The 13,119-nt window shown below is 61.8% G+C and carries 11 protein-coding genes; 8 read left to right on the top strand and 3 right to left on the bottom strand.

Translation table 11 applies throughout. The annotated features are described in order from the left end of the window. Positions 1-27 precede the first annotated feature (27 nt). From dapB to Hrd1104_RS07520, 5 genes are all read left to right on the top strand, one after another. Positions 28-786, top strand: coding sequence for a 4-hydroxy-tetrahydrodipicolinate reductase (gene dapB, locus Hrd1104_RS07540; protein WP_154552177.1), 759 nt, complete (start codon positions 28-30; stop codon positions 784-786). Between the two features lies 1 nt (position 787). Then, the gene (locus Hrd1104_RS07535) at positions 788-1,615 is read left to right on the top strand and encodes a 2,3,4,5-tetrahydropyridine-2,6-dicarboxylate N-succinyltransferase (RefSeq protein WP_154552176.1); all 828 of its coding nucleotides are present in this window, start codon (positions 788-790) and stop codon (positions 1,613-1,615) included. A gap of 62 nt (positions 1,616-1,677) precedes the next feature. Next, positions 1,678-2,937: a diaminopimelate decarboxylase gene (lysA, locus tag Hrd1104_RS07530; RefSeq protein WP_154552175.1), complete on the top strand. Its 1,260-nt coding sequence runs from the start codon at positions 1,678-1,680 to the stop codon at positions 2,935-2,937. Then, the gene (locus tag Hrd1104_RS07525; protein WP_154552174.1) at positions 2,937-4,013 is read left to right on the top strand and encodes a M20 family metallopeptidase; all 1,077 of its coding nucleotides are present in this window, start codon (positions 2,937-2,939) and stop codon (positions 4,011-4,013) included. Before lysA ends, Hrd1104_RS07525 begins: the two co-directional genes overlap by 1 nt. A gap of 64 nt (positions 4,014-4,077) precedes the next feature. Further along, a complete protein-coding gene (locus tag Hrd1104_RS07520) occupies positions 4,078-4,989 on the top strand; it encodes a glycosyltransferase family 2 protein (RefSeq protein ID WP_154552173.1) in 912 nt (303 codons plus the stop codon). A 1,043-nt stretch (positions 4,990-6,032) separates the two neighbouring features. On the opposite strand, the gene proS is transcribed toward Hrd1104_RS07520, so the two are convergent. Together proS and Hrd1104_RS07510 are read right to left on the bottom strand one after the other, a co-directional pair. Next, positions 6,033-7,484, bottom strand: coding sequence for a proline--tRNA ligase (proS, locus tag Hrd1104_RS07515; protein WP_154552172.1), 1,452 nt, complete (start codon positions 7,482-7,484; stop codon positions 6,033-6,035). A 210-nt stretch (positions 7,485-7,694) separates the two neighbouring features. After that, positions 7,695-8,513: a succinylglutamate desuccinylase/aspartoacylase family protein gene (locus Hrd1104_RS07510; RefSeq protein ID WP_154552171.1), complete on the bottom strand. Its 819-nt coding sequence runs from the start codon at positions 8,511-8,513 to the stop codon at positions 7,695-7,697. Positions 8,514-8,867: 354 nt separating this feature from the next. Between Hrd1104_RS07510 and Hrd1104_RS07505 the strand changes: the two genes are divergently transcribed. The 3 genes from Hrd1104_RS07505 to Hrd1104_RS07495 all read left to right on the top strand — a co-directional run bounded on the left by Hrd1104_RS07505 (position 8,868) and on the right by Hrd1104_RS07495 (position 12,392). Next, complete coding sequence (locus Hrd1104_RS07505; RefSeq protein ID WP_154552170.1) at positions 8,868-10,787, top strand: beta-CASP ribonuclease aCPSF1; 1,920 nt, start codon at positions 8,868-8,870, stop codon at positions 10,785-10,787. A 61-nt stretch (positions 10,788-10,848) separates the two neighbouring features. Beyond that, positions 10,849-11,307 (top strand): disulfide bond formation protein B, encoded by a 459-nt coding sequence (locus Hrd1104_RS07500; RefSeq protein ID WP_154552169.1) that lies wholly within the window; start codon positions 10,849-10,851, stop codon positions 11,305-11,307. Positions 11,308-11,417: 110 nt separating this feature from the next. Further along, a complete protein-coding gene (locus Hrd1104_RS07495) occupies positions 11,418-12,392 on the top strand; it encodes an aldo/keto reductase (protein ID WP_154552168.1) in 975 nt (324 codons plus the stop codon). Positions 12,393-12,404: 12 nt separating this feature from the next. On the opposite strand, the gene Hrd1104_RS07490 is transcribed toward Hrd1104_RS07495, so the two are convergent. Further along, positions 12,405-13,109 (bottom strand): DUF6602 domain-containing protein, encoded by a 705-nt coding sequence (locus Hrd1104_RS07490; RefSeq protein ID WP_154552167.1) that lies wholly within the window; start codon positions 13,107-13,109, stop codon positions 12,405-12,407. Between the last annotated feature and the right edge of the window lie 10 nt (positions 13,110-13,119).

Raw genomic sequence — 13,119 nt, 5'->3', positions numbered from 1 at the left:
TCCGGGACCGAGCACGGAGCGACGGATATGATCCGCATTGGCGTCTCCGGCGCGGCCGGACGCATGGGACGGACGGTTATCGAGACAGCGGCCGATCGGGAGGACGTGGCAGTCGTCGTCGCGATCGACGACGCGGACGCCGAGATGGTTGCCGAGAAACCTGTCCACGACCCCGCGGACGTTCCAGCATTACTGGCGACCCACGAACCCGACGCGATGGTCGACTTTTCGGTCCCGGCCGCGACAGCTTCCCTGGCAGACGCCTGTGGTGAGGCTGGCGTCCCGTTGGTCACTGGCACGACGGGGCTGACCGACGACCAACGTGCCGCCCTCGAAGCGATCAGCGAAGACGTCCCGGTACTGAAAGCAGCGAACTTCGCGCGCGGCATTCAGGCGCTGCTGGAGACGGTACGGGCGGCCGCCAGCGCGCTCCCGGGCTATGACACCGAACTGACCGAGACCCACCATAACGGGAAACAGGACGCGCCAAGCGGCACCGCTGAGACTATCCTCGACGCCCTCGCCGAGGAGCGTGACTTCGAGGAGACCTATGGCCGTGAGGGGATACAACCGCGTGAAGATGGGGAGGTCGGTGTCCACGTCCGACGGGCCGGTGACGTCCGCGGCGAGCACGAGATCATGTTCGCCGGCAACGACGAGGTGCTAACGCTGACCCACCGCGCCGAGGATCGCGGCGTCTTCGCCGCTGGCGCACTCGATGCTGCCGTCTGGCTCGATGGCCGCGATCAGGGATTCTATACCTTCGGGGACGTAATCGAGGGCTAACATGAGTCTGCAAGCCGACGTCGAGACGCTCTGGGAGCGATCGGACGACCTCGCCCCAGCGGACCTCACCGAAGACCAGCAGGCCACCCTCGACCGGTTTCTTGAAGCGTTGGAAGCCGGCCAGATTCGAGCCGCCGAGAAACGCGACGGGACCTGGGAAGCAAACGCCTGGGTGAAGCAGGGTATCCTGCTCAACTTCGCTTTGCGCGAGACACAGCCCCGCGAGTACGGCGACGTGACGTATCACGATGTCCTTCCCCTCCGTGAGACGGCCGATCTCGGCGACCGTGGAACGCGAAACACGCCCGACGGGACGGTTATCCGACGCGGTGCCTACGTGGGTAGGGACGCGATCTTGATGAGCCCCGCCTTCGTCAATATCGGCGCCAACGTCGGCGACGGGACCTTGGTCGACTCCAACGATGTCGTTGGCTCGTGTGCCCAGATCGGCGCGGACGTGAAACTCGGTGCCAACACCGTCATCGGCGGCGTCCTCGAACCGGTCGAGGACGCGCCGGTAATCGTCGAGGACGGCGTCGCACTCGGGGCGGGGAGTCGCGTCACCTCGGGGTTCGTCGTCGGTGAGAATTCGGTGGTCGGCGAGAACACGCTGTTGTCGCCCCGCATTCCCGTGTACGATCTTGTCGATGAAGTGATCATCTACGGCGAGCTGCCACCGGAACGGCGAGCGTTCCAGCGCTTCGTCGAGTCTTCGATCGGCGAGCACGATCTGTTCGACGGTGGGGCGTTCAAGCCGGCAGTCGTCGCGACGCACGTCGAAGAAGAGACCCTAGAGGGTGCCGAGCGCGAGGACGCGTTGCGGGAGTAACGATCGTGGGCTGGGTACCCTGAAGCGCAATCCTTGTTATTGCCCTTCCCGTGTCTTCCCCAATGAGTCACTCACCGCCAGTCCGTCGACTTTCCGAGTGGGACCACGACCGCTTGCTCGATCTCGCTGCCGACCACGAGACGCCCCTGTACGTCCTCGATCCCGGCCGTGTTCAGGCAAACTACCGTCGTTTCGATGCCGCATTTCCCGATGCCGAGGTAATGTACGCCGCCAAGGCCCACACCGGGCGGGCCGTTCTCTCGGCGCTGCTTGACGTCGGTGCCGACGTCGAGTGTGCCGCTCGCGGCGAACTACAGCGGGCGATCGAAGCGGGCGCCGACCCCAACACCCTCCAGTACACGGCGGTCAATCCGCCCGCCGAAGACCTCGATTACGCCGTCGACCTGGCCGAAGACTATCCAGGGCTCACGATCACCGGCGGTGCCGAAGACACCTTCGATCGCCTCGAAGCGCGTGGCTACGACGGCCGCGTCGCCATCCGGGTCAACCCCGGTATCGGGACCGGCCACCACGAGAAGGTCGCGACGGGCAAGGACGCCAAGTTCGGGATCCCCTACGACCGCGTGCCCCAACTCGCCGCTGATCTTCGGGACCGATTCGACCTCGTCGGAATTCATGCCCACGTAGGCAGTGGTGTGCTGACGGACGAGGTTGACGACCACGCACGCGCCCTGGGCACGGTTGCCGATCTGGCTCGCGACGTCGGTGACAGCGATCTGGAGTTCGTCGACTTTGGCGGTGGCTTCGGTGTGCCCTACCGGGAGGACGAACCGCCACTCGATATCGAAGCCGTCGCCGAGACAGTCCGCGAATCGATCGGCGACCTCGAGGCAACGGTGAAGTTCGAGCCTGGTCGGTACGTTGTCGCCGACGCGGCGCTGATCCTCACCACGGTCAATACGATCAAGGAGACTGCGGAGGCGACCGTCGTCGGCGTCGACGCCTCGCTTTCGACACTCATCCGGCCGGCGATGTTCGATTCCTACCACCCGATCCGGAACATCTCCGACCCTGATCGTGAGCCAGCGCCCGCTTCGATCGGTGGCCCGTGCTGTACCAGTGCGGATGTCTTCGCGACTGATCGGCCGGTCGCACGGCCCGAACGTGGTGACGTGCTTGCGATCGGCAACGCCGGGGCCTACGGCTACGAACTCGCGAACAATTTCCACTCCCAGCCCCGCCCCGCTGAGGTCGCAATCGACGGTGAGAGCGCACGGGTTGTTCGTCGTCGCGAGACGATGGCCGACGTCACTCGCGTCGAAGACCAGGCCTCGGGCGCGCCAGAGTCGGAGCGTGAGTGATGTCGTTTGATGGTCTCGATTTCCACGAACGGGCGGTCCAGACACCGTCCCACGAGTCGGTGGCTGACATGCAGTCTTTCCTCGTCGAGACGCTCGAATCCGCCGGTGTCAGTGCCCACATCGACGAAGCCGGGAACGTCATCGCCCACCGGGGCAGTGCTGACGGAACACACCTGCTGTTGAATACCCATCTCGACACGGTACCGCCACACGTGCCGTTCGAACGCGACGGCGAGTTCGTCAGGGGACGCGGTTCGTGTGACGCGAAGGGGCCGTTGGCCGCGATGGTCGGTGCTTTCCTCGACGCCGATCCTGGCGACGGGCGCGTCACGTTGGCAGTGACACCCGACGAAGAGACGACTCAAACTGGCGCAGCCCACCTGGCCGAGACACTCGCCGTCGATGGAGCGATCGTCGGTGAGCCGACTGCTCTGGACGTCTGCTATGCCGCTCGCGGGCAGTTCGAGGGGACGATCACGCTCCGCGGTGAGAGTGCTCATGCGAGCAATCCGGCAGACGGGACCAACGCCCTCCGTGCCGTCGGCCCGACGATCGAGGCGATGGACCGCTTCGACGACGAACACGAGACCGAACCACACGACACCCTTGGGGAACCCACGCTGACGCCGACGATGGTCGAGGGGGGCGAGGCACCGAACCAGGTGCCGGCCGAGTGCACGATTACGTTCGATCGTCGGAGTGTTCCGCCCAAACGGAGCGAGGCGTTTCCGGCGGCCCTGGAGGGACACCTCGTCGAATCCCTCCCTGTCGAGATCGGCGTTGACGTCGAACTGGTTCGTCCCGAGACGCCATTCCCGGAGGCCTTCGAGACGGACACGGGGGCACGGATCGTCGAGGTACTACAGGAAGCCAGCGAGGGCAAGGTTCGCCCGTTCGGTGCAGCGACCGAAGCCGCGCAGTTCGCCGACCTTGCACCGACTGTCGTCTTCGGTCCGGGTGAACTGAGCGACGACGAGGGGCCGGTCGCTCACTCGCCCCGAGAGTACGTCGATCGGCATTCGATTCAACGGGCGGCGACTGTCCTGACCGGTGCGATCGAGACGCTGCTGGCGTAGGAGCGCAACCGGCAGCACCTGACGGTTCCGGTAGCTACTGCAATACGGTCGTCGTGGCTCGAGTATGGAGCGGCCGCCTATTTCGGTGTTGTTGCCGACGACGACCTGGACGCCGGCCTGCGGGCAAGTGGCAAACCAACTTCAGGACGGCGACGAACTCCTCATTCTCTGTGATTACGAGAGCGACCCAGTCTCAGAGCGAACGGACATTCCCGCGTCCGTATCGGTAATTCCGGCCGGCGAACCAGCCGGGTGTTCCGGGAAGGCCAACGCGATCGACGTCGGCATGGAGCGAGCGCACAATGATCGGATCGTCTGGACCGACGACGACTTCGAGCACCCGGACGGCTGGCTCGAGCGGCTCTCGGCCGACTACGACGCGAACGGTCCCGTCTCTGAAGTCCCCTTCTTCCGCGGGCGGGACCCGCTTTCGGTGTTGCTCGAACCGACCAATGCCTTCGGTGGCACTCTGATGACGTGGCTCGGTGACGTCGCCTGGGGTGGTGGCGTGATTTTCGAGTGCGATGATCTGGACGTGGCGGCGTTCCGGACGGATCTGACCCGGACGGTCAGTGACGATGGCACGCTCGGGGAGCATCTGGACGTGACGACGGTCAAGCGCGTCCGTGTGGTGCCCGCCGGCGGAACCACGCGGGAGTCCCTGGAGCGGTACGTCCGGTTTATCTCACTGACCCGGTTTCACGCGCCAGGGCTGACGGCGTTCAACCTCGGTGCACTGTTCGCAATCGTCGCTGCACTCGTCGTTGCTCCGCTACTGACGATCGGTGGGCTGACAGCGACGTACGGAGCGGTGTACGCAGCCTTCGGCATCCGGCGCTGGACGTTCCTTCTGGCGGTCCCGGCCACCGTGGGTAACCTCCCGCTGTTCGTGTATGCACTGGCACGACGGACGTTCGTCTGGGGCGGACGACGCTACCGCTGGCGAAGCATGTTCGACGTCGAGGTTGTCGAGTGACCGTCGTTTTGAGTGGAGCTGACGGCTGACAGTAGGGGATTTGTTTCAGTCGTTAAGCTAGGCACTCAGCGTGTCATAAATATCCCCATATAGTCTGCTTGTTTGAGTCTTGGCAAGACACCCCTGCAAGATGGAAGGCGCATACTCAGCACAATGATTATACCACATCCGTAGAATATTGAAATGACTCGGATTCTTGGGAGTTAGACAATATGTGGGAGCGACGATCATCTGTAGGGAATTCTATCGGGAACGCTGCAGAATTCACCTCGGTATATCTCCTCCCCTTTGCGATAGCAACGATCTTGATGTCTGTAGTAAACAATCTGGTTCTAATTGCCCTGAAGGAATCTTATCCTCCAGAAACTGAAGAGTACCTTCGTGTTTGTTTACAACCAATAATCGCAGCAGTTCAAGAACCGATAACCTCCAAACTACTTGGTTCAATACTTGTGCTTTATATTGCTAGTAGAAAATCACAAACATGGAGGGCACGATCAAACCCTTTGAAATTCGGCTTGCTGGGTGGGCTAACAGTAGGAATTGTGGAATCATTGAGCAAGATAATTCTATCATTTACTCTCAATGTGACTGCTCTCATGCCGATTCTGATGCATATGACGACAGGCGCAGTCATAGCGACAGTAGTGTTTAAATACGGAAGTCGGTCATTAAGCCGCCAAGACACTCTGAATATTGTCGCGGCTATCTTATTTGGAATGCTCATCCATCTATTTTGGAATACTCGAATCGCGTTTTGGATAGCAGGTGCGAACCCCTGCTGAATGTATGCTCTATATCTTGCACTGCTTCCGTAACTATATCGACCGCAACATTTGACTATTCGGAGTGCACTGCAGGTAATCGGCTGTGAATATTTCTATGACAGGAAAAGAACGTATATGCGGACGGTTGTCCGCGCGAACGGAGTGAGCGCGGTTCACCGACGGCGAGACCGGCGGTCGAGCCGTCGGCCTTTTTCACCCATGTTTTTGCCGCGAGAGGTTCGCGCTTTGCGCGAACCCGAGCGGGAAAAAGATGGTTTAGTAGGTTTTCGCGAAGTAGGCAGTCTCTTTGGCCTCCTCGCCACAGATCGCACAGTCGTCGTGGATCGGTTCTTCGTCCCGATCCTTCGGAACCATCACGATCTCGGCGGCGATCGCGTCCTTGATGGGTTCCTCACAGTCTTCGTCGCCACACCAGCCACACTTGACGTACCCGCCGTGTTGGCCAATCGTGCCCAGGATCTCCTCGCGGGATTCGGCCTCACGGATCTCACCCTCCAGGGTTTCCTCGGCGCTGGCGTACAGCTTCGCGAAGACCGTCTCCAGGTTGTCCTCGACGGTCTCGGCGACGCCATCGCGGTCGGCAGTGAGTTCCTCGCCGTCGGGCCGGTGGACGAGCGTGACTTCCTCGTCTTCGACCTCGTAGGAGCCGATTTCCAGACGGAGCGGGACGCCGTACAGCTCCCACTCGTTGTACTTGAAGCCGGGGTTGCGGTGCTCGCGGTCGTCGAGTTCGACCCGGAGACCAGCGTCTTCGAGGTCGGCGGCGACACCCTCGGCGTATTCGAGCACCTCGTCTTTGGTCTCGTCGTCCCAGATCGGAACGATCGCGACCTGGGGATCCGCGAGCGCGGGTGGGAGGACGAGTCCCTGATCGTCGCTGTGAGTCATGAACAGCGCGCCAAGTGCCCGCCAGGACAGCCCCCAGGAGGTCGTGTGGGCGGTCCGTTCGTCTTCGTCTTCGTCGATGTACGTGACGTCGTAGGCCTCGGCGAAGGAGGTGCCCAGATAGTGGGAGGTCCCGCCCTGAACGGACTTGCCGTCGGGCATCAGCGCCTCGACGGACATCGTGGTGTGTGCCCCCGGGAACTTGTCGTGTTCGGGCTTGCGGCCGGTCAGGACGGGCATCGCCAGCACGTCCTCGTAGAGGCGCTCGTACTGGTCGAGGCGTGTTTCCATCTCCTCCCACGCACCGTCCTGGTCGTGGTGGGCGGTGTGGCCTTCCTGCCAGAGGAATTCCTTGGTGCGAAAGAACGGTTTGGTCTCGGTGGCTTCCCACCGAACGACGCTACACCACTGGTTGATGCGGATCGGGAGATCGCGGTGAGAGCGCGTCCACTGGGAGAGAAATGGGGTAATGATACTCTCGCTGGTCGGTCGGACGGCCAGTTGCTCTTCGAGTTCGTCGTAGCCGCCCTCGGTGACCCACGCCACTTCGGGGTCGAATCCTTCGACGATGTCTTTCTCCTTTTCGAGATATGACTCCGGGATGAACATCGGGAAGTAGGCGTTCTGTACGCCAGTCTCTTTGAACCAGCCGTCGAGGTGGTTCTGGAGGCGCTCCCAGATGGCGTACCCGCGCGGGCGGGTAACGATGAACCCGCCCATCGGGGCGTAATCGGCCAGTTTGGCCTTCTGGACCAGTTCTGCGTACCACTCGCCTGTTTCGTGTTCTTTGCTCGTCGTGATACCGAGTTCTTGTTCGGACATTTGTCGTAACTTGGTTCGAATCGGCCTGATTGTTTCGAGCGAGCGTTTATCCGTGATACGGCATCATTCCCCGATGCCGGTCGGTGCCCCAGTTACAGATGGACACCTCTGTGATCGAAGCCTGCTCGCCGCTCATACCTGTGTGTCCGCGAGCGACGGCATAAACCCGCCGTGTTCGGGACGCAAGGTGTACCGACCGGAAACCGCCCTTCAGTCGGCCGTCAGCGTCGCGGTCCCGTCCTCGGTGGTTCGGAGCGTCCCCGCGAATGCGCCGCGATATCCGAAGATGTGTTCGTACCCGTACGCCGAAAACAAGATCGGGTCGAACCCGTCCTCGGCTGCGATCCCTTCGCCGTCGACCGCCGCGTAGGTTTCGCCGGCGTCGACGTGGACGAAGTTCTCGGCGAAGACCTCGTACTCGTCGGCTGGGGGCTTCTCGACTGGCTTCCCCTGCTCGTAGACTTCCAGATCGTGGGCGATCGTGTCGCCTGCCAGTGCGCCTGTCGTCGTGAGGAACTCCCGGGCGAGCCGATAGGCGTTCTCTGCGGCTTCTTCCGAGCCCTGGTAGCCGGCTTCGACTTCGATGATATCGGCCTCGGCGGCGAACAGCCGCCCTTCGGCGTTGACGCCGGTCTCGACCAGCGCCCGGACCGAGAGATGAGGGACGATTCGGCGGGCGATCTCGTCGAGCCCTGACGTGATCGCGAACGGCTTTGCGGCCGATCGCGTCGAGTGGATCGAGAGGACTGTACAGCCACGGACAGCGTCAGCCAGCTCGCTGGCCAGTTCACGTTCGTGGGCGTCACCCGGTGTTTCCTCGTCGAACGCTCGGTTGAGGTCGGTATCGACGTAGCGAACGTTTTCTTCGAGGGCGCTCTCGTTGGCGACGATTACTCGGACCGGGCGTTCGACGGTCGACTCGTCGGCCACGAGGCGGTCGACTGCGCGGACGCCACAGGGCTCGTCCCCGTGGACCGCTGCGACGATCGCCAGTTCCGGCTCCCCGTCCCCGAGTTGCTCGACACGCATAGGGGCCGGTAGGCCAGCCAGTGCCAAGAGCCATTGGAATCGCGGTCAGTTGTCGGCTGAGACGGCGCACAGACTCGCTGTGATTTCCCATTCCCAGCCAGGTCGTCGGCTCTGTCCTGTCTTTTCCGAAGGTTTTTATAATCCGAGGGGAATATTTTGAGGCGAGATCGGTTTTCCGGGCTCTCTTGGTTACTCAGATGGGTCCGGACTAGCACGATCGCGAGCGCAGCACTATCGCATCATGACACTATTAATCAGTCGCCGTCCCGCATACCGACGGCAGTTGCCTTCCGGGCCGTGGGCATCGTCCTGTCGGCGTATCGGCGGGCAAGGCAGTGCGGACTTTTTGCAGCTATGAGCAACGTAGATCAGCAACTCGAAGACGCCAAGGAGACGATCGAAAGCGAAGTACCGAACAACATCTCGATCACGGACGTCACCTACGAAGGGCCGAAACTGATCGTATACACGCGGGATCCGAAGACGTTCGCGGACAACGGTGATTTGATCCGCCGACTGGCTTCGAAACTCCGCAAACGGATTACTGTTCGGCCCGACCCTGACGTCTTGACCCCGCCACCGGAGGCCAGAGAGGAGATCATGTCGGTGATCCCCGAGGAGGCAACGGTCACCGACCTGGATTTCCACGAGGACACTGGCGAGGTCATCGTCGAAGCCGAGAAGCCAGGCATGGTGATCGGCCGCCACGGCGCGACTCTCCGGGAGATAACCAGAGAGGTCGGCTGGACGCCCGATGTCGTCCGCACGCCGCCCATCGAGTCGTCGACAGTTTCGAACGTCCGGAGCTTCCTCACCCAGGAGCGGGACGAACGACGGGATATCCTCGAACGCGTCGGCCGGCAGATCCACCGCGAAGAGATGTCCGACGACGAGTGGGTTCGGATCACCACGCTTGGCTGTTGTCGAGAGGTCGGTCGTGCTTCGTTTATCCTGTCGACCCCCGAAACGCGCGTGCTGATCGACTGTGGCGACAAACCCGGGGCCGAGGGCGAAGTGCCGTACCTTCAGGTGCCTGAGGCGCTCGGTTCGGGTGCCAGTTCGCTGGATGCGGTCGTCCTCACCCACGCCCACCTCGATCACTCTGCGCTCATCCCGCTCCTGTTCAAATACGGCTACGACGGGCCGATCTATACGACTGAACCGACTCGCGATCTGATGGGCTTGTTGACACTCGACTATCTCGATGTCGCGGCCAAAGAGGGACGCGCGCCGCCCTACGATTCGGAGATGGTTCGGGAGGCGATCAAACACACCATCCCGATCGAGTACGGCGACGTCACTGACATCTCGCCGGACATCAAACTCACCCTGCACAACGCCGGACACATTCTCGGTTCGTCGGTCGCACACTTCCACATCGGTGAGGGACTGTACAACGTCGCCTTCTCGGGGGACATCCACTACGAGGACACCCGGCTGTTCAACGGGGCTGTAAACGAGTTCCCGCGCGTCGAGACGCTGGTGCTGGAGTCGACCTACGGCGGTCGCAACGACTATCAGACCGACCAGGCTGATTCCGAGAAGAAACTCCAACAGGTCATCCAGAACACCTACGACCGAGGTGGGAAAATCTTAATTCCGGCATTCGCCGTCGGTCGCTCCCAGGAACTCATGCTCGTCTTAGAAGAGGCGATGCGTGAAGGCGACATTCCGGAGATGCCAGTCCACCTCGATGGCATGATCTGGGAGGCGACGGCCATTCACAGCACCTATCCGGAGTATCTCCGTGATGACCTTCGGGACCGGATCTTCCACGAGGACGAGAACCCCTTCCTGGCCGACCAGTTCAACCACATCGACGGCGGGGAAGACGAGCGCCAGGACGTCGTCGACGAAGGCCCGTCGATCATTCTCTCGACGTCGGGGATGATGGAAGGCGGTCCGATCATGTCCTGGATCGAGCACCTCGGTCCCGATCCGGACTCGACGCTTGCGTTCGTCGGGTACCAGGCCCAGGGTACCCTGGGGCAGCGTATCCAGAACGGTTGGGACGAGATTCCACTCGGCAACGGAAACGGCCGTGCCAACACTCTGAAACTGAAGATGAACGTCGAAACAGTCGATGGCTTCTCCGGGCACGCAGACCGGCAGGGCTTGGAGAACTTCGTGAAGACGATGAACCCCCGCCCGGAGAAGATTCTCTGTGTCCACGGTGACGAATCGTCCGTCCAGGACCTCTCTTCGGCACTCTACCACGAGTACAACATGCGGACGTTCGCGCCCAAGAATCTCGAAACCTTCCGGTTTGTCTGATTTGGTCCGCCCATGGCTTCGAAGCGGTTGATTTAGGTACGCACCGAAAATTTCGGCTACCATGCACGATGAGACGCCCCGTCTGGCGTCGGCGAGTCGAGCGTGGGTCAGTGAGCGTCCTCGGCCGCTGTTGCTGTTTGCCACGCTGGTTGCCCTCGTCGCAACGACTGGCAGTCTGTATCTCAGTCTCGGGCTCGGATTGGTCCCGTGTCGACTCTGCTGGTATCAACGGATCCTGATGTACCCGCTGGTGGTCGTCCTCGGGATGGCTGTCGTCGACGGGCGCCGTGCAGTCTACCGGACCGTCCTCCCACTGTCGGTGGCCGGTGGCGCGATCGCCGCCTACCACTCTCTGTTGCAACTGTCGGCCGCCACTGGTAGTCAGTGTACGCTGGGCGGCGGTGGCTGCGGGACCGTTCTGTACGAAATATACGGATTCTCGATCCCGAATCTCTCGCTGATCGCGTTCGTGCTCATCACGGTCGCGATGCTCGTTTTGGCCGTTCGACCGGCCCAGTAACGTCCCCTGGCGTTTCGGCATCGCGTTCGGAGCCACGGTGCCCCGACCGATCGCAGTTGATACGAATTATCACATCAGGGTTAAAAGGGGCGGCGCACTAGCCAATAGATATGGAGTACGTCAGACTCGGCACAACTGGACTCGAGGTATCACCGATCGCTCTGGGGACGTGGCGGTTCGGGATGGAACACGAGGAGACGGGCGTCGTCGAGACGGGCCGGGAGGAAGCCCACGAACTGCTCGACGCTTACGCGGAGTTGGGTGGGAACTTCATCGACACCGCAAACGGCTACGGCGGGGGCGACAGCGAGCGCTGGATCGGCGAGTGGCTCGCAGAGCGCGACCGGGAGGACTTCGTGATCGCCTCGAAGTGCTACTGGTCGGACGTCTCTCGATTCCAGGAGAACCTCTCGGCGAAGAACGTCCGGGCCGAGGTCGAAGGCTCTCTCGAGAAACTCGATACGGACTACCTGGATATCCTGTATCTCCACCGCTTCGACGACGAGACACCAATCGAGAAGACGCTACGAACGATCGACGATCTGATCGGCGAGGGCAAAGTCAACTACGTCGGCCTCTCGACGGCCGACGCCTGGAAACTCACCAAGGGTCTCTGGAAAGCCGACGTCAACAACTACGAAGCCGTCACCGTCACGCAGCCACAGTACTCGGCGGTCCACCGCGAGCCAGTCGCGGAGTACCTGGATGTCTGTGCCGACCAGAACCTGGCAGTCTGCCCGTACTCGCCGCTGCACGGCGGCTTCCTGACTGGCAAGTACGAGCGTGTCGGCGATGGCGAGGTTCGTGCGCCGGACGGTTCGCGCGGGGACATCGACGATCACTTCGCAGACTGGTACCTCCGAGAGGAGGCTTGGGACGTCCTCGAAGAGATCCGGGCCGTCGCCGACGAGACCGATGCCTCGCCGGCACAGATCTCACTGGCCTGGCTGTTGGCTCACGAGGATCTGACGATCGTCCCGATCATCGGTGCTCGTACGCCCGACCAGCTTGAGGAGAATCTTGGCGCTGTCGAGGTCGCACTCACCGACGAGCAGTTCGAACGCATCGACACGGCGATGAACTGACGCCCGGGCCAGTTAGAACTGTTCGGCTTCTGTGCGGTTCATGTACGCCGCGATGAGCGGCCGGCGTCGCCAGTAGTTTGTGGAGACGGCCCCAGCCAGGTTGACGAACCCCACCATCAGACTGTCTTGCTCGGTCTGGAGGAAGGTCAGTCCCGGATCTTGGCCGCGGTAGGTGGTGAGCATCACGTACTCGCCGAGGACACAAATCAGGTCCGCGCAACTGCTGAGGCCAGTTCGGTTGGCGTAGTGTTTGAGGACGGCCGCTTTGAAGACGTCCGGGTCTGGACCGTCGTAGGCAACGACGGCGGTGAAGTGGTGGTCTCGCTGTTCGAGGTCTCTATCGATGGGCATCCGATCGGTGTCGAGTCGCTTGATCGAGTCGACCTTGCTCAGTGCGTGATCGATTTCGCCAAAGAGGTCTGCCTTGACGTCGATATGTGCGTGGACGCCGGCACTCAAATACCGATCGTGGCCGCTGACGGACAGAACCGGGAGGTGTTGATCGTAGAGGACAATCCCGGCCCGGTTGCTCTGCTCACCGCTCGCGTCGACGATTTCGCCGCCTTCGTTGATGTACGCTGTTGGATAGACCGCTTCGAGGAACGTCTCGAGGAACGCAGCTCTGGCATCCCGTTGGTGTTCGAAACCGTCGGCCGCCTCGTAGGCATCGACCAATTCTGTCGAGACGGCACGAAAATACTCGTCGAACGGCGCCATGCCGTAGTCT

The sequence above is a fragment of the Halorhabdus sp. CBA1104 genome, from assembly GCF_009690625.1.
In the GTDB taxonomy this organism is placed as follows: Archaea; Halobacteriota; Halobacteria; order Halobacteriales; family Haloarculaceae; genus Halorhabdus.
Note: the sequence above shows the minus strand (reverse complement) of the source record. Positions and strands in the feature narration are given on the sequence as shown.

Excerpts from the sequence above, each read along its gene's own strand:
- Hrd1104_RS07500 (WP_154552169.1), top strand. The coding sequence starts at position 10,849 with ATGCACGATGAGACGCCCCGTCTGGCGTCGGCGAGTCGAGCGTGGGTC.
- Hrd1104_RS07525 (WP_154552174.1), top strand. The coding sequence starts at position 2,937 with ATGTCGTTTGATGGTCTCGATTTCCACGAACGGGCGGTCCAGACACCG.
- Hrd1104_RS07490 (WP_154552167.1), bottom strand. The coding sequence starts at position 13,109 with ATGGCGCCGTTCGACGAGTATTTTCGTGCCGTCTCGACAGAATTGGTC.
- Hrd1104_RS07520 (WP_154552173.1), top strand. The coding sequence starts at position 4,078 with ATGGAGCGGCCGCCTATTTCGGTGTTGTTGCCGACGACGACCTGGACG.
- dapB (WP_154552177.1), top strand. The coding sequence starts at position 28 with ATGATCCGCATTGGCGTCTCCGGCGCGGCCGGACGCATGGGACGGACG.
- Hrd1104_RS07510 (WP_154552171.1), bottom strand. The coding sequence starts at position 8,513 with ATGCGTGTCGAGCAACTCGGGGACGGGGAGCCGGAACTGGCGATCGTC.
- Hrd1104_RS07535 (WP_154552176.1), top strand. The coding sequence starts at position 788 with ATGAGTCTGCAAGCCGACGTCGAGACGCTCTGGGAGCGATCGGACGAC.
- Hrd1104_RS07505 (WP_154552170.1), top strand. The coding sequence starts at position 8,868 with ATGAGCAACGTAGATCAGCAACTCGAAGACGCCAAGGAGACGATCGAA.
- lysA (WP_154552175.1), top strand. The coding sequence starts at position 1,678 with ATGAGTCACTCACCGCCAGTCCGTCGACTTTCCGAGTGGGACCACGAC.
- proS (WP_154552172.1), bottom strand. The coding sequence starts at position 7,484 with ATGTCCGAACAAGAACTCGGTATCACGACGAGCAAAGAACACGAAACA.
- Hrd1104_RS07495 (WP_154552168.1), top strand. The coding sequence starts at position 11,418 with ATGGAGTACGTCAGACTCGGCACAACTGGACTCGAGGTATCACCGATC.